At 61.6% G+C, this 16,897-nt stretch carries 7 protein-coding genes, 2 tRNA genes, 3 rRNA genes and 1 pseudogene; 4 read left to right on the forward strand and 9 right to left on the reverse strand.

Translation table 11 applies throughout. The features are described 5' to 3' along the window. Window positions 1-577 precede the first annotated feature (577 nt). The gene (locus BG90_RS01660; protein ID WP_025989740.1) at window positions 578-1,609 is read left to right on the forward strand and encodes a sulfonate ABC transporter substrate-binding protein; all 1,032 of its coding nucleotides are present in this window, start codon (window positions 578-580) and stop codon (window positions 1,607-1,609) included. A gap of 369 nt (window positions 1,610-1,978) precedes the next feature. Here BG90_RS01660 and BG90_RS01665 read toward each other — a convergent pair. Beyond that, window positions 1,979-2,604 (reverse strand): annotated as a pseudogene (locus BG90_RS01665) (transposase). 27 nt (window positions 2,605-2,631) lie between these two features. Between BG90_RS01665 and BG90_RS34510 the strand changes: the two are divergent. Further along, on the forward strand, window positions 2,632-2,955 hold the full coding sequence (locus BG90_RS34510) for a hypothetical protein (protein WP_124072290.1): 324 nt from the start codon (window positions 2,632-2,634) through the stop codon (window positions 2,953-2,955). A 40-nt stretch (window positions 2,956-2,995) separates the two neighbouring features. Here BG90_RS34510 and serA read toward each other — a convergent pair whose 3' ends face one another. Together serA and BG90_RS01675 are read right to left on the reverse strand one after the other, a co-directional pair. Beyond that, a complete protein-coding gene (gene serA / locus BG90_RS01670) occupies window positions 2,996-4,201 on the reverse strand; it encodes a phosphoglycerate dehydrogenase (RefSeq protein WP_010114627.1) in 1,206 nt (401 codons plus the stop codon). Window positions 4,202-4,603: 402 nt separating this feature from the next. Next, complete coding sequence (locus BG90_RS01675) at window positions 4,604-5,641, reverse strand: AraC family transcriptional regulator (RefSeq protein ID WP_010114625.1); 1,038 nt, start codon at window positions 5,639-5,641, stop codon at window positions 4,604-4,606. A 186-nt stretch (window positions 5,642-5,827) separates the two neighbouring features. Between BG90_RS01675 and BG90_RS01680 the strand changes: the two genes are divergently transcribed. After that, window positions 5,828-6,907, forward strand: a complete 1,080-nt coding sequence (locus BG90_RS01680; RefSeq protein ID WP_025989738.1) for a fatty acid desaturase — start codon at window positions 5,828-5,830, stop codon at window positions 6,905-6,907. A gap of 139 nt (window positions 6,908-7,046) precedes the next feature. Here the strand turns inward: BG90_RS01680 and BG90_RS01685 are convergent, their stop codons facing one another. The 6 genes from BG90_RS01685 to BG90_RS01715 form a co-directional block, all read right to left on the reverse strand. Next, window positions 7,047-8,897, reverse strand: coding sequence for a M24 family metallopeptidase (locus BG90_RS01685; RefSeq protein WP_010114621.1), 1,851 nt, complete (start codon window positions 8,895-8,897; stop codon window positions 7,047-7,049). Between the two features lie 854 nt (window positions 8,898-9,751). Beyond that, a 5S ribosomal RNA gene (gene rrf, locus BG90_RS01695) occupies window positions 9,752-9,865 on the reverse strand. Between the two features lie 185 nt (window positions 9,866-10,050). Then, a 23S ribosomal RNA gene (locus BG90_RS01700) occupies window positions 10,051-12,931 on the reverse strand. Between the two features lie 355 nt (window positions 12,932-13,286). Then, a tRNA-Ala gene (locus BG90_RS01705) sits at window positions 13,287-13,362 on the reverse strand. Between the two features lie 39 nt (window positions 13,363-13,401). After that, window positions 13,402-13,478 (reverse strand) — tRNA-Ile (locus tag BG90_RS01710). A 63-nt stretch (window positions 13,479-13,541) separates the two neighbouring features. After that, window positions 13,542-15,074: ribosomal RNA gene (locus BG90_RS01715) — 16S ribosomal RNA — on the reverse strand. Together the 16S, 23S and 5S rRNA genes with 2 tRNA genes alongside form the textbook arrangement of a ribosomal RNA operon. Window positions 15,075-15,630: 556 nt before the next feature. On the opposite strand from BG90_RS01715, the gene BG90_RS01720 reads away from it, so the two are divergent. Continuing rightward, complete coding sequence (locus tag BG90_RS01720) at window positions 15,631-16,848, forward strand: DUF2863 family protein (protein WP_010114615.1); 1,218 nt, start codon at window positions 15,631-15,633, stop codon at window positions 16,846-16,848. The last annotated feature ends 49 nt before the right edge of the window (window positions 16,849-16,897 follow it).

A 16,897-nucleotide genomic window follows, 5' to 3' on the forward strand; every position in this document is an offset into this window, starting at 1 on the left:
CCCGCATCGGCAGCGGCGGATGGCTTGCGCGGCGACGGGCCGGTCGACCGCGGCCGGCGCGCTTTGGGCGACGGGCGACAGACAATGGGCTTCGGGCGGCGAACCGCGACGGCGGTCTATCGGGCGACTGAGCGCCACCTGCACGCGCGGCGCCGCCCGCCCCCCGTTTCCCTTTCCGTGATCGAGCCGCCACGCAATCGCCCCGCGTCGCCCGAAAGTCGCGCGAACCCATCTCGCCCGCCGGTGCCCCGCGCTTGCGAGCCCTCTCCCTCCGATACGACCTGCGCGCGCGATGCGGTTCGCCGCAAACGCGCAAGCATCGGCACGCGAGCATCCATTGCCGCGCGCACACCCGAGCTTCGCACCGCGAGGCCGGCCGCGCACCTTCGCTCGAGCGCGCCGCATCCGCAAATTCTCTCGCACGAAATCGATAGCAGAACAAAGTGGAAGCCGGCCATTGACCCGCTTTGCGCGCGCCGACGATGATGGCTGCGAATCCGCAGCGCGGCCGCACGGCCGTGCATCACGCCGCGACAAGCCGCATCGCGCGCAAACACCGCATCGACACACGAGCCACATGACCTCTCACGACACGCCCCGCTCCACCGCTCCCCGATCCGTTCATGACGACACGCGCCGCCTGCTGCTGAAGGCGGCGGGCGCGGTCGCGGCCGCGCTTGCCGCACCATTGTCGGGCGGCCTCGCCGCACTGTCGGCGAGCGGCGCCGCGCACGCGCAACGCAGCGCGAAGACGCTGCGGATCGGCTATCAGAAATACGGCAACTTCGTTGTGCTGAAAGCGCGCGGCACGCTCGAGAAGCGGCTCGCCGATCAGCATGTCGCGATTCAATGGATCGAGTTTCCCGGCGGCCCTCAGCTGCTCGAAGGCCTGAACGCCGGCGCGATCGACGTCGGCACCGTCGGCGAGACGCCACCTGTCTTCGCGCTCGCCGCCGGCGTCGACTTCGTCTATGTCGGCAGCGAGCCGCCCGCGCCGCAGGGCGAAGCGATCGTCGTGCCGCACGATTCGCCGATTCGCAGCGTCGCCGATCTGCGCGGCAAGAAGATCGCGCTCAACAAGGGCTCGAACGTCCACTACCTGCTCGTCAAGGCGCTGCAGCGCGCGAAGATCGATTACCGCGACATCACGCCCGTATATCTCGCACCCGCGGACGCGCGCGCGGCGTTCGCGCAGCGCGGCGTCGACGCATGGGTGATTTGGGATCCTTATCTCGCCGCGGTCGAGCGGCAGACGAACGCGCGCGTGATCGCGAACGGCGAAGGGCTCGTGAACAACACGCAGTACTATCTCGCGAGCCGGAAGTTCGCCGGAGCCGAGCCGCAGCTGGTGCGCGCGCTGCTCGACGAGGTCGGCGCGGTCGACCGCTGGGCGCGCGAGAACCTCGCCGCGGTCGCCGCGCAGCTATCGCCGCTCGTCGGTCTCGACACCGCGACGCTCGAGCTCGCGTTGAAGCGCGCGAGCTACGGCGTGCAGCCGATCGACCATGCGGCGCTCGCGTATCAACAGCAGATCGCCGATACGTTCGCGAGCCTCAAGCTGATTCCGCGCAAGATCGACGTCGCCGCCGCACGCTGGCAAGCGGCGTAGTCGCTCGCGAATCCTCGCGAATCGCAACGCAATCACATCGAGCGAAGCGCCCACGCGTTGCGCGGCAGCGGCGGACGATGGGTCGACATGCCGTGCGGGCGGCCGGCTACGGAGCGATTTCTCGCCGCGTCCGGCCATCGCTGACCACATCAAGATCATCCCGGCGAAAAGGCACGAGCGCATCGATCGATGCATCGCCACGCTCGACGCTGGTGTGACCGCGCGATGCGCGCGAGGCCGACGCGCATGACAAGCCGGTCGTTCGCGACCGATTGATTGCCCGTCGATCGTCGATTGCCGAGCAATCGCGAAGACGTATTCGACGATGCGCCACCCGATGCGCGGCGCGACTCACCGCATGGCTTTCCGTCAGCCCGCGCCGCCTTCGCCTCGCTCCGGCACACGGCCGTCCCCGCCCGCATCGGCCGCACCACTGCCGACGACAGGCCCGCACCATGATTCGGGGCTGCTCCAGAACGCGTTGAACTGGAACCGGCGACGCGCTCGCGCGGAAGACTTCGCGTCGACCGCTCCGATCCGCTCGCGCAGCTCGACCGGTCGCCCGCATGCCTTCAGCCGCTCGACGATCGCGGCGAGCGTGCCGTCCGCGGACCATTCGTCGAAGCGGCGGCGGCAGGTCGGCGACGAAGGATAGCGGCGCGGCAACGCGCCCCAGCATTCGCCCGTCGTCAGCACCCACAGCACGGCGTTCGCGACCGCACGCGCCTGCGCGCGCGGCCGGCCGCAGCGCGTATTCCGCACCGGCTGCGTAGCCAGCAGCCCCTCGATACGCGCCCATTCGTCATCGCTCAACTCTTCGAACTGCATCGTCAGCCCTCTTCGAGAAATCGGCGGAAATGCGCATGCCCACGACGTGCACAACGCCGATGAAACGCCTGTCAGCCGCGACAAACGCAGAGCGTCTGCCGCGCGGGCCTCGTGCAATCGTTCGGAATGTAGGCGAGCGCACGCAACGCCGCCGAAGGCGACGTCATGCGGGCGCCGGATGGAATACCGACAGCGTGCGGATCAAAAGCCGCACGATACACGAACCCCCTTCCCCAGATAAATTCGTTGTTGTTCTAAGTAAATCTCAGGATCTCGATCCGACTCCATCGAGCGCGCATCGCGTCGAAGCGATGCGATTCGCCGCGGCCGGCCCCGCCATCCGCGGCGGGACGCGGATGGGCGAACATGTTCGTTCGGGCGCTCCGGATTCGGTGATCCGTTTGAGCGGCGTTCCCACGCGGCGATTCGATTGGAGCGCAATATTACACGCGGGCCGCGAGAAATCCAACGCCGTCGCTATCGGCGGCGCTGCGGCGGCGCATCAATGGTTCGCGTGAGATCATGCGCGAGCCTTGTCCCGACGGCCCGCGCGCCGCCTCATGCGCCGCGGAGCAGCCGGCTGCGGGTGAACGCGCGATCGCTGCGCAGCTTGTCGAGAAACGCGTCGGACGGCACCCGGTCGAGGTCGGTCACCACGTAGCCGATGTCGCCGCGCGTCTGCAGATGCTGTGCGACGATGTTCGCGCCGTCCTGCGCGAGCAGCGTGTTGAGCACCGCGAGCACGCCCGGCGTGTTGCCGTGCACGTTCAGGAGCCGCGCAGCCGACGTGCATTCGCCCGGGCTCACTTGCGGAAAATTGACGGCGCCCGCGCTATCGCCTCTCGTCAGGAACGCGACGAGCTTCGACGACACTTCCGCGCCGATGCTCTCCTGCGCTTCCTGCGTGCTGCCGCCGATGTGCGGCGTCAGGATCACGTTCGGCAGCCCTTGCAGCACCGACTCGAAGCGATCCACGTTGCTCTTCGGCTCGCGCGGAAACACGTCGATCGCGGCGCCGCCCAGGCGCTTCTGCACGAGCGCATCGCGCAGCGCGTCGATGTCGACGACGGTGCCGCGCGACGCATTGATCAGGATTGCATTGGATTTGAATTGCGCGAGCACGTCCGCATCGATCATGTTGTGCGTCGATGCATTCGCGGGCACGTGCAGCGTGACGACGTCCGCGAGCGCGATCGCTTCGCCGAGCGAGCGCGCGGGCTGCGCGGAGCCGAGCGACAGCTTCGCCTGCACGTCGTAATAGACGACCTTCATGCCGAGCGCCTCCGCGAGCACGCCGACCTGCGCGCCGATGTTGCCGTAGCCGACGATCGCGATCGTCTTGCCGCGCGCCTCGAACGATCCGCCCGCGCCCTTCGCCCACTCGCCCGCATGCGCGAGCACGCTCTTCTCCGGCACGCGCCGCAGCAGCAGGATCGCCTCCGCGATCACGAGCTCCGCGACCGACCGCGTATTCGAAAACGGCGCATTGAACACCGGAATGCCGTGATGCGCGGCCGCCGACAAATCGACCTGCGACGTGCCGATGCAGAAGCACCCGATCGCGAGCAGATGGCGGGCGGCGTCGATCTCGTTGCGCATCAGATGCGTCGCCGAGCGGATGCCGACCAGTTGATGGGGCTGCAGCGCGTGCTTGAGCTCGTCGCCGGCGAGCGCGCCCTTGCGCCGCTCGATGTCGACGTGCGCATCGGCGAAATGCAGGGATGCGCTGTCGTGAATGTTTTCGAGGAGAAGAACGGAAGTCATGTCACCCAGCGTGATGGTCGAACCATGGAGGAAGTCGGGAATGTCGTCGACGCGGCGCCCGCCGCTCGCGCGTAGGCTACCTATGCCGTTCGCGCCGCGCGAGCCGCGCGCTACGCATTTCGCGTCGCCGCTCGAAAATCGTATGCCTTGCGGGAATACAACACAAGGTTATCGACATGTCCTACTGTGCGTGGGGAATTGCCGCTTGATGTGGTTGAAGGAATGTGGACGATGTGTCGCGAAAACGCATCGATGCGAATGCAAACATCCCTGCTCCCGACAGGTGTACTCGGACTGCACGTTGCGCGCACTTCACGCCTGCTCCGTGCCCGGTTGCGCTCGAACGACCCGCAACGCACGTCGCATGCGACGCTTCGCGGACCGCAAGACCGCGCGTCGCGCTCAGCGCCTGCTGCTCGGCGACGCGCCGGTCCAACGCCTGAATGCCCGGCTGAAGTTCGCGCGATCGGTGTAGCCGACACGCACCGCGATCTCCTCGACCGTCAGTTGCGTGCCCTCGAGCAGGCGCAGCGCGTCGCGCAGCCGGATCTCGTCGAGCAGCGCCGAATACGTCGTGCCGTAGTCGCTCAGCTTGCGCTTGAGCGTGCGCTCGGACAGATGCAGCTCGCGCGCGAGCGCGTCGAGCGACGGGTAGCCGTCGCTGCCGCGGATCAGCAGATTGCGCACGCGCTCGACGATGCTCTCCGCGTAGCCGAGCCGCGCGAGCTCTGCTTCGCACTGCTGGACGATCATCTGCGCGGTCTGCGCGTTCGCGGTCTTGATCGGCTCGTCGAGAAGCGCCGCTTCGCAGCGGATCTGGTTCGCGGGCGCGTCGAAATGGCAGCGGGGAAGACGATCGCGATAGCGCACGAAGTAAGGCGGCTCGGGCCACTCGAAGCACAGCTCGGCGTTCGCCTTCATCGTCCTGTCGTGCGACGGCGTGAGCAGCGAGTTGAACAGGATCGCCGTCTCGACCATGAAGTTCTCGACCGCGAACTGGCGCAGCCTGCCGAGCGGGAACGCTTCGAGGATGTCGATCTGCACCGTGTGCTCGAGTTCCGTGAGCCGTATCGAAAAGAACGGCACGCGCGTCGGCAGATAACGGATGCCGAGCTGGATCGCCTCGCCGAGCGTCGCGCAGCTCATCAGCCCGAAGCCGATCATCCCCGACTTCGTCAGGCTGCTGCGCAGCCCGATCTCGATCGCGATCGACGGATCGTTCGTTTTCCCGAGCAAATTGAATACGATCGCCGCCTGCTGCAGCGGCGTGATGCGCGCGTCCGGCTCCTCGAGCTTCGCGCGCGTGACGCCCGTGTTCGCGAAAATGTCCGCGTCGGCAATGCCGCGCTCCTCCGCGAGCATCAGCATGAAAAGCGCATAGGCGGACGAGACGGTCGCCTTGTTCAACTGCCTCGTAGGGTCCGGAACGGACGTGGCCATACATCGACTCCGAGCGGTGACCGGCCGATTATAGCGACAGATGGCCTGATATGACCCATCGCGGCGCCGCAAATTGGCCTAAAATGACTCCCCCTTTGGCACGACCGACCCTCACGGCGAATGCGCATACGGTTCTAAGATGGCGTCATCGGCATACCGCCGATTTCAGGGATACGGATTCGAACAATGAGTAAGTCCAAGACTTTGCGCTTCAAGAGCGACGCGGAAAAGGTCGCGTATGTCCGCAACGAGGTCAATGCGGCAAGCGACGCACTGCGCGCGAAATATCCGCTGCTCGACAATCAGAATCTGGTCGGCGCGACCGTGATGGCGCTTTGCGTCGCGACGCTGCTCGCCAGCGCGTATCTGTACGCAAAGGGCACGATCGCGTGGTACGTCGCGCTGCCTGTCGCGACGCTCGCGACGTCGCTGATCCACGAGCTCGAGCACGACCTGATCCACTTGATGTACTTCAAGAAGACGCCGTGGGCCTATCATCTGATGATGACGCTCTGCTGGCTCACCCGGCCCGGCACGATCAATCCGTGGACGCGCCGCCGGATGCATCTGCACCATCACAAGGTGTCGGGCGGCGAATCAGACCTCGAGGAATACGGGATCACCAACGGCGAGCGCTGGGGCGTGAAGCGTCTGCTGATGCTCGCGGACGGCATGCTCGCCGTCGCGCTGCGGCCGCTCGGCATGCGCCGCAAGATGTTGCAGTACGTCGCGGCGCAGCCCGCGCAAGCGCGCGGCGATCGCGTGCGGCTGCGCATCGAGCAACTGATGTCGTACATGCCGATCGGCCACGCCTATTACGTGCTCTGGCATGCATTCATCGCATATCACGCCGGACTCTTCGCGCTGCATGCGCTCGGCTATCAGCCGGACGTGCCGGCGCTCGTCCAGCAGGCGATGCATATCGTCGACTTTCTCGCGGTAACCTGGCTCGGGCCGAACTTCGTGCGCAGCTTCTGCATCAACTTCATCAGTTCGAACATGCACTACTACGGCGACATCGATTCGCGCAACGTCATCCAGCAGACGCAGGTGCTGAATCCGTGGTGGCTGCTTCCGGTGCAGCTGTTCTGCTTCAACTTCGGCAGCACGCACGCGATTCACCACTTCGTCGTGCGCGATCCGTTCTACATTCGCCAACTGACCGCGAAGCGGGCCCATGCGGCGTTGCGCGCGGTCGGCGTGCGCTTCAACGACATCGGCACCTTCCGGCGCGCGAACCGCTGGAACGAGCCGCGCGTCGCGTGATGCGCGCAAGCGAAGGCGCGGCGCTCAGTCGCGCCTTCGCCGACGCTCATTGCGCGCACCCCAAAAAACGCCGCCGGACGGTTGTTCGACGGCGTTTCCTCATTTCCGGCGCATATCCGGGCGCGCGGTGCGCGTGTCGCTACAACAACGGACAATGCGTCACATTCGTGCCGCGCTCGACGCACGACTGCTCGTAGTCGCGAAGATATGCGCGCTCATCGTCGGTGAGCAGATCGAGATCGATCAGATCCCAGTCGTAGCCGACGGTCACGAGGTTCTCGAACGCCATCTTGTCCGGCTCCTGCTCGCTCGGATGGATGACGACGATGTTCTCGATACGCACGCCACCCTTGCCCGGCACGTAAATGCCCGGCTCGACCGAGATCACCGCGTTCGGCACGAGACCGTACTTCGAACCCAGGCTGAATCGCACGCCGCCTTCGTGCACGTGAATGCCGATGCCGTGCCCCGTGCCGTGATTGAAATCGTAGCCGTGCGCGCGACAGACCTCGCGCACGGCCGCGTCGACTTCCGCGCCCGTCGCATCCTTCGAGAAGCGCGTGACGAGCCCCTTGATGCACGCCTTCAGCGCGACCGTGTAGATCTCTCGCTGCCACGGCTGCGGCTGCGTGTCGGCGCAGGTCCGGCGCAGCACGACGCGCGTGCAGTCGGTCGCGAAGCCGCCTTCGAAGTACGCGCCGCTGTCGAGCAGCACGAGCTCGCCTTCCGTCAGCTCGATGTCGGGACTCGCCGCCGTGTAGTGCGCGGACGCGCTATTCGCACCGTTCGCCGCAACCGTCGTGAAGCTCAGCGCCACGGCCGAGCGCGCGGCGTATGCATCGCTGATCACGCGCGCGAGATCGTATTCGGAATGCCGCTTGCCCGGCTCGCCCGTCTTCGCCCAGCGCATCGCCTCGGCGATCGCTTCGGAGCTGCGCGCGAACGCGTCGCGAAACTGGTCGAGCACTTCAGGCGTCTTGCTCGCACGCATCGCCACGACCGGGTTATGGTCGACGTGACGGGCCTCGGGCCAGATTCGTCGCACCGTATCCGGCAGCGCGCAGTTGACCGCTTCGAAGCCGTAGCACACGTGCTCGACATCGAATTGCGCGAGGAAGCGCTCGAGTTCGGCGGCGTCGTTGCGGATCACGCGCAGCGCCGGATACGACTCGATCTGTACCGGGCAGCGATCGCAGCCTTCCGGCAGGAACAGCGCGACCGCCTCGCCGACGACGAACAGGAAGCCGAGGTGCGACGACGCGCACGGCAGATGGTAGCCGCGGCTGTTCAGCAGATAGCTCAGATCGTCCGCCGCGCAGGTCAGGAACGCGACCTTCGCGTGCGGATCGCCGAGATGCTCGCGCGTCCGGCGATTCAGCGTCGCGATGTTCTCCGCGATGCCGGTGCCCGTCATCGAGCGCGGCAGTTCGAAAATCGGCCGCTCGACGGTCCAGCCCGGCAGTGCGATCGCCTTGTCGATCTCGCGGCCGGCCAGGCTCGTCCATTGCAGGCCGGCGCCTTGCGTATGCGCGAACAAGCGCTCGCGCTGCGCGACGCTCAAACGCAACGCGTCGTAGCCGACGCGCCGGAGTTCGGTTGCATGCGCAACGAGCCAGTCGGCGATCGCGGGCCACATCGCGGCGTTGAGCCCGAGCTTCTCGACGTGCACGTGCGCGGGATCACACTGCTTTTCCGCCTGCAGGTGATAGCGGCCGTCGACGAACAGCACGAACTGCGGCGCACCGATCCGCTTCGCCGCAGCGGCGCTCAGGAACACACCGGAGCCGACCGAACCGTCGAACCCGGACAGCGCATAGCGTGGGTTATTGCAGCGCGGCAGCCATTCGGTGATGTATTCGTCCTGAGACGTGATCACGAGCGCGTCGAGCTGCAACGCGTCGAGCAGCCGGGAAAGCCGTGCGTGCGCGTCGACAACCGATGCGTCGTATGGAGTGAGGTCGGAGAAACTGTATTTCAATCGATCGATCATCGGATGCCCAAATTGATATCAGTAAGCGCACGCGGCCACGCTCCAGCGGCCGACAGGCAAAAAAATTACCTTTCGACCGAAATTGCGTCAAGCTTAAATTTTTGTCCTGCTTAAACGAACGCAACCTTCCGAATTGGCGGAACGCCCGGTCGCACACGCATTCCGCGCGCGATGCCCGACGATGCGGCGCGCTCCGTGAGGGCGATGCAGCCGCCTACGCGGCGGTCGATGTCGATGTCGTGGCTGACGAGCAATTCGCCGATGTGGAGTGGGCGCCTGGCGAAACCGGCATGTTTGTGCGCTTGCCTCATGGACGCGTCGGGCGTCGGCGTCGGCTCGTCGAACAACGGGCATCGAAACTCGTTCGCCGGTGCGCACAATCGGCATCCTCTGACGCTCGCAACGGCCGGACAGCGGGTTGCCGGTGAATTGCAATGACAAAGGTGTGCGCCCCACCCCGTCTCGATCCTGCGCCCTTGTCATCCGTTAGTGAATGCAACCGAATCCGTGACGGCGCAGCGGTTCGGAGAACGCACGATCGATCGCATGCGCCGGAAGAGATCTGGCAAATTTGAAGAGGGCTGGATCGGCGCGCGCCTCACGGCGGATTTCAAATCTGTCGATCCACGTCAGCGCGGTGCGATTGCACGCCACGTCAGTGGTGCGCGCTACCGTGTCGGGCCAAGCCGTACGTTGGTGCCTGACTGGAGCAGGAGCTTGGGTAAGAAGAGGGGCGCTGTCCGGCGGCGTGGCGGGGGGGGGAGTCGTGGGCGGCAGGCCGAGGCCATCCGCGTGATGCGAGCGCAAGAAAGACAAAACCCCCGCCTGACAGGGCGGGGGTTTTGAGAGGGGGAGCCTGACGATTACCTACTTTCACACGGGCAATCCGCACTATCATCGGCGTAGAGTCGTTTCACGGTCCTGTTCGGGATGGGAAGGGGTGGGACCGACTCGCTATGGTCATCAGGCAAAGAGGGTTGTCGCGCTGCTTCGCAACGCGACCAATCTGGGAAGAAGCAGTAATCCTGGGGTTGTGAGGTTGTATCTCACACGTACGCGGTACTTCAACCGCAGTACGTCGAGTGCTTCACACTCGACGTTCGACATTCGTAAAGCGCTGAAGCGCTAACGACTGTCGAAACAGACTTGTTATAGGATCAAGCCTTACGGGCAATTAGTATCGGTTAGCTGAACGCATTACTGCGCTTACACACCCGACCTATCAACGTCCTGGTCTCGAACGACCCTTCAAGGGGATCAAGTCCCCGGGGAAGTCTCATCTTAAGGCGAGTTTCCCGCTTAGATGCTTTCAGCGGTTATCTCTTCCGAACATAGCTACCCGGCGATGCGACTGGCGTCACAACCGGTACACCAGAGGTTCGTCCACTCCGGTCCTCTCGTACTAGGAGCAGCCCCCTTCAAACTTCCAACGCCCACGGCAGATAGGGACCAAACTGTCTCACGACGTTTTAAACCCAGCTCACGTACCTCTTTAAATGGCGAACAGCCATACCCTTGGGACCGGCTACAGCCCCAGGATGAGATGAGCCGACATCGAGGTGCCAAACACCGCCGTCGATATGAACTCTTGGGCGGTATCAGCCTGTTATCCCCAGAGTACCTTTTATCCGTTGAGCGATGGCCCTTCCATACAGAACCACCGGATCACTATGACCTGCTTTCGCACCTGCTCGACTTGTCGGTCTCGCAGTTAAGCACGCTTATGCCATTGCACTATCAGCACGATTTCCGACCGTACCTAGCGTACCTTCGTACTCCTCCGTTACGCTTTGGGAGGAGACCGCCCCAGTCAAACTGCCTACCATGCACTGTCCCCGACCCGGATCACGGGCCAAGGTTAGAACCTCAAACAAACCAGGGTGGTATTTCAAGGACGGCTCCACCGAAACTAGCGTTCCGGTTTCATAGCCTCCCACCTATCCTACACAGATCGGTTCAAAGTCCAATGCAAAGCTACAGTAAAGGTTCATGGGGTCTTTCCGTCTAGCCGCGGGTAGATTGCATCATCACAAACACTTCAACTTCGCTGAGTCTCGGGAGGAGACAGTGTGGCCATCGTTACGCCATTCGTGCAGGTCGGAACTTACCCGACAAGGAATTTCGCTACCTTAGGACCGTTATAGTTACGGCCGCCGTTTACCGGGACTTCAATCAAGAGCTTGCACCCCATCATTTAATCTTCCGGCACCGGGCAGGCGTCACACCCTATACGTCCACTTTCGTGTTTGCAGAGTGCTGTGTTTTTATTAAACAGTCGCAGCCACCAGTTTATTGCAACCCCTTCACCCTTCCCCCGCAGGGGGGTCAAGCTACCAGGGCGTACCTTATCCCGAAGTTACGGTACCAATTTGCCGAGTTCCTTCTCCCGAGTTCTCTCAAGCGCCTTAGAATACTCATCTCGCCCACCTGTGTCGGTTTGCGGTACGGTCATCGTTAAACTGAAGCTTAGAGGCTTTTCTTGGAACCACTTCCAATTGCTTCGCGACCTAAGTCGCTCGCGCCACACCCTTGAATTCCGCACCCGGATTTGCCTAAGTGCCTTCTCCAATGCAGCGACCGGGACTTCCAACACCCGGACAACCTTCCGCGATCCGTCCCCCCATCGCATTTAACAATGGTGCAGGAATATTGACCTGCTTCCCATCAGCTACGCATTTCTGCCTCGCCTTAGGGGCCGACTCACCCTACGCCGATGAACGTTGCGTAGGAAACCTTGGGCTTACGGCGAGGGGGCCTTTCACCCCCTTTATCGCTACTCATGTCAGCATTCGCACTTCCGATACCTCCAGCACGCTTTTCAACGCACCTTCGCAGGCTTACGGAACGCTCTCCTACCATGCGAGCAAAGCTCGCATCCGCAGCTTCGGTATATAGCTTAGCCCCGTTACATCTTCCGCGCAGGACGACTCGATCAGTGAGCTATTACGCTTTCTTTAAAGGGTGGCTGCTTCTAAGCCAACCTCCTGACTGTTTTAGCCTTCCCACTTCGTTTCCCACTTAGCTATATTTGGGGACCTTAGCTGGCGGTCTGGGTTGTTTCCCTCTTGACACCGGACGTTAGCACCCGATGTCTGTCTCCCGTGATTGCACTCTTCGGTATTCGGAGTTTGCTATGGCGGGGTAATCTGCAATAGACCCCCCAACCATGACAGTGCTCTACCCCCGAAGGTGAGACACGAGGCACTACCTAAATAGTTTTCGGAGAGAACCAGCTATTTCCAAGTTTGTTTAGCCTTTCACCCCTATCCACAGCTCATCCCCTAACTTTTCAACGTTAGTGGGTTCGGACCTCCAGTACGTGTTACCGCACCTTCATCCTGGCCATGGATAGATCACTTGGTTTCGGGTCTACGCCCAGCAACTGAACGCCCTATTCGGACTCGCTTTCGCTACGCCTGCCCTATTCGGTTAAGCTTGCTACTGAACGTAAGTCGCTGACCCATTATACAAAAGGTACGCCGTCACCCCTTGCGAGGCTCCGACTGTTTGTATGCATGCGGTTTCAGGATCTATTTCACTCCCCTCCCGGGGTTCTTTTCGCCTTTCCCTCACGGTACTGGTTCACTATCGGTCGATCACGAGTATTTAGCCTTGGAGGATGGTCCCCCCATCTTCAGACAGGATTTCACGTGTCCCGCCCTACTTGTCGTACACCTAGTTCTTTCATACTGTTTTCGCCTACAGGGCTATCACCTGCTATGGCCGCACTTTCCAGAGCGTTCGGCTAACAATACAAATAAAGAGTACAGGCTCTTCCCATTTCGCTCGCCACTACTTTGGGAATCTCGGTTGATTTCTTTTCCTGCGGTTACTTAGATGTTTCAGTTCACCGCGTTCGCCTCACATAGCCTATGTATTCAGCTATGGATACTCCATTCGGAGTGGGTTTCCCCATTCGGACATCTACGGATCAAAGCTCGTTTGCCAGCTCCCCGTAGCTTTTCGCAGGCTACCGCGTCCTTCATCGCCTGTGATCGCCAAGGCATCCACCACATGCACTTGTTCGCTTGACCCTATAACGAGTCTGTCTCTTCGACAGTCGCTACAGGTTGAGTTCTCGCGTGTCGCTCAGCGTTAGTGCTTTAGCACTTACGCGGAGCCCACACTACGTGTGTGCCGTATTCCAAAATCGAGCCGAACAATGAAGTTCGAATCATCTTGAGATACTTCGATACAATCACAACCCGGATAACTTCCACGTCCATCTCAAGACGCTTCCGCTATCCAAATTACTTGCTTCTTCCAGATTGTTAAAGAACGACAGCCGATATGGTGTTACTCATATCACTCTGACTGGCTCAATCGCCAATGGCAAATGCTCGTCTCACACGTCACTTTCGTGTGATCCAAACGCTTCCCATTGAAGATTGGTGGAGGCAGACGGGATCGAACCGACGACCCCCTGCTTGCAAAGCAGGTGCTCTCCCAGCTGAGCTATGCCCCCATACCGAGACTTCACCCAGGTTCCCTGCGCCAGACAACTTGGTGGGTCTGGTTGGATTCGAACCAACGACCCCCGCCTTATCAAGACGGTGCTCTAACCGACTGAGCTACAGACCCCTGAGCCTGTCCTAAATTTACAGCCGATAAGCGTGAGCGCTCAACGCAGCGGTTAAGCTCGAGAAAGGAGGTGATCCAGCCGCACCTTCCGATACGGCTACCTTGTTACGACTTCACCCCAGTCATGAATCCTACCGTGGTGACCGTCCTCCTTGCGGTTAGACTAGCCACTTCTGGTAAAACCCACTCCCATGGTGTGACGGGCGGTGTGTACAAGACCCGGGAACGTATTCACCGCGGCATGCTGATCCGCGATTACTAGCGATTCCAGCTTCATGCACTCGAGTTGCAGAGTGCAATCCGGACTACGATCGGTTTTCTGGGATTGGCTCCCCCTCGCGGGTTGGCGACCCTCTGTTCCGACCATTGTATGACGTGTGAAGCCCTACCCATAAGGGCCATGAGGACTTGACGTCATCCCCACCTTCCTCCGGTTTGTCACCGGCAGTCTCCTTAGAGTGCTCTTGCGTAGCAACTAAGGACAAGGGTTGCGCTCGTTGCGGGACTTAACCCAACATCTCACGACACGAGCTGACGACAGCCATGCAGCACCTGTGTATCGGTTCTCTTTCGAGCACTCCCACCTCTCAGCAGGATTCCGACCATGTCAAGGGTAGGTAAGGTTTTTCGCGTTGCATCGAATTAATCCACATCATCCACCGCTTGTGCGGGTCCCCGTCAATTCCTTTGAGTTTTAATCTTGCGACCGTACTCCCCAGGCGGTCAACTTCACGCGTTAGCTACGTTACTAAGGAAATGAATCCCCAACAACTAGTTGACATCGTTTAGGGCGTGGACTACCAGGGTATCTAATCCTGTTTGCTCCCCACGCTTTCGTGCATGAGCGTCAGTATTGGCCCAGGGGGCTGCCTTCGCCATCGGTATTCCTCCACATCTCTACGCATTTCACTGCTACACGTGGAATTCTACCCCCCTCTGCCATACTCTAGCTTGCCAGTCACCAATGCAGTTCCCAGGTTGAGCCCGGGGATTTCACATCGGTCTTAACAAACCGCCTGCGCACGCTTTACGCCCAGTAATTCCGATTAACGCTCGCACCCTACGTATTACCGCGGCTGCTGGCACGTAGTTAGCCGGTGCTTATTCTTCCGGTACCGTCATCCCCACCCAGTATTAGTCGGTAGGATTTCTTTCCGGACAAAAGTGCTTTACAACCCGAAGGCCTTCTTCACACACGCGGCATTGCTGGATCAGGCTTGCGCCCATTGTCCAAAATTCCCCACTGCTGCCTCCCGTAGGAGTCTGGGCCGTGTCTCAGTCCCAGTGTGGCTGGTCGTCCTCTCAGACCAGCTACTGATCGTCGCCTTGGTAGGCCTTTACCCCACCAACTAGCTAATCAGCCATCGGCCAACCCTATAGCGCGAGGCCCGAAGGTCCCCCGCTTTCATCCTCAGATCGTATGCGGTATTAATCCGGCTTTCGCCGGGCTATCCCCCACTACAGGACATGTTCCGATGTATTACTCACCCGTTCGCCACTCGCCACCAGGTGCAAGCACCCGTGCTGCCGTTCGACTTGCATGTGTAAGGCATGCCGCCAGCGTTCAATCTGAGCCAGGATCAAACTCTTCAGTTCAAACCTGTTACTGTTTTCGGTTGTTTCCAACCGGTCGCTCACTCAAAGCTGACAGGTCGTGAATTGCTTCACAAACCTGACTTACTTTCGTGTGAGACTCTTGATACTTTCGCTTTCGATCCGTAGATCGTCCGCCCCATCAAGCGCCCACACTTATCGGCTGTTCATTGTTAAAGAGCATATCCGCGAGAAGCACTTCCTACTTCGAACCGCCTTCTCAGCAGCGCTGCGTTGTCCGCAGCAGAGAAATGAGATTATGATCACTTATTCGCAGCGCGTCAACAACTTTTTTACCGCCTCGCCGCGCACCGCCTGGATCTTCTTCCCGCTTCCCCTCTCGCGTCCCGTCACCGTTACCGCGAAAGAGGCGTGATTCTAGACATAAGATTCGTACCCCGCAAGGGGGTTTTCGGAAATTCTTTTGTCTTTTTACATTCACACTCCGAACGCGCTCGCATATTGTCTATACGGAAAACTGTCAAAAGGCCGGCAAACCGCTGAACATACGCGGAACGGACTAAAATGATAGGTTCCTCGCATCCAACCATGTCAATCTATGCGCCAGCGAACCGCTAAACGCCTCCCTCCCGATGCCGACAAACTGGTCGGTCTGTCGCTCGCGCTGTTTGCGTCCGGCAGCCGCGTCGAAGATCGCTTCTGGGAAGCCAAGCTCGACGCCTTGCTCGCAAAGATCGTCCGCAACGGCAACCAGACCACGCTCGACGCCGCGCTCGATCATCTCCAGCAGAATCATCCGGACGCCTACGGCGCCCTCGCCGACATGGCCGAGACGCACAGCGAATCGCTGTCCGTCGAGCACGACGGCAAGCCGTACGAGGCGCTTCTCGTCGCAGTCCCCGTCCTCGCGTGGACCCGCTACATGATTCCGTCGGGCTCGCTCAAGATCGAGATCGCCGACGTGTTGCGCACTCATTTGCAAGCACACGTGCTCGCGCAAGGCACGCTCGTCGCGATGACGCCCTTTTTCTACAGCATCGATCAATTGCCGCGCCATCACGTCGAGACTTACCGCCTCGCGCAGCAGCTCGCACATGCGGCGCTCGGCAACCATCCGGTCAAGCTCAACTTCGGCGACCTGCCCGAGACCTCGCCGATCCTCGCCGATCCGCGCTTCCTGCTTGCCGTCGTCGCCGCGCCCGCCGGCGCTCCGCTTTTCCGCTGGCAGGAAGAAGAGCACGGCTCGCGCATCGAGCGCGGCCAATGCCTCGAGCAATGGGCTGCGCAAGGCGGCGTCAATCTGTCGGCCGCGCTGCCCGGCTGCGAATTCGAGTGCCTGCTGCCCGACGCGTACTACTCCGCGTGCCGCGACGCGGACGAGCGGATCCGTCCGCACACCGTACGCACCGCGATCCGCTATCTGTTCGACACGATCGGCGCGCCGCCGCAGGAACTGCGCGCCGTGATCGCCGGGTTCGGCGAGCGTCGAATCGACGAATATCGCGTCGCGTTCACGCGCCGCGGCAGCAACGACGTCATCTATGGCGTCGTTTGGCCGCTCTATGGCCGCGAGAACGGCGAGGCGGCGGTCGACGAAGCGACGCTCGAAGCCGAGGCGCCCGCCGACGGACCGCTCGAGGACATCGCGTCGCTGTTGAAGGAAGCGGGCGTGACCGACATCCGCCGCCATGCCGGCCGCTTCGAACCCGAATATTGCGACGATTGCGGCGTCCCGTTGTACGCGGACCCGCTCGGCGAGATCGTCCACGCGGAGATGCCGGAAGACGCGACGCCCGCGCAGCCGCACTTCCACTGAAGCCCCGCCCGACTCGCGCTGTCCGGCGCGAGAGGTCCATCGAAGGCCG

The organism is Burkholderia oklahomensis C6786 (assembly GCF_000959365.1).
Lineage (GTDB): Bacteria > Pseudomonadota > Gammaproteobacteria > Burkholderiales > Burkholderiaceae > Burkholderia > Burkholderia oklahomensis.

Coding starts and splice junctions, on each gene's coding strand:
- serA (WP_010114627.1), bottom strand. CDS start 4,201: ATGACTTCCGTTCTTCTCCTCGAAAACATTCACGACAGCGCATCCCTG.
- BG90_RS01660 (WP_025989740.1), top strand. CDS start 578: ATGACCTCTCACGACACGCCCCGCTCCACCGCTCCCCGATCCGTTCAT.
- BG90_RS01680 (WP_025989738.1), top strand. CDS start 5,828: ATGAGTAAGTCCAAGACTTTGCGCTTCAAGAGCGACGCGGAAAAGGTC.
- BG90_RS01675 (WP_010114625.1), bottom strand. CDS start 5,641: ATGGCCACGTCCGTTCCGGACCCTACGAGGCAGTTGAACAAGGCGACC.
- BG90_RS01685 (WP_010114621.1), bottom strand. CDS start 8,897: ATGATCGATCGATTGAAATACAGTTTCTCCGACCTCACTCCATACGAC.
- BG90_RS01720 (WP_010114615.1), top strand. CDS start 15,631: ATGCGCCAGCGAACCGCTAAACGCCTCCCTCCCGATGCCGACAAACTG.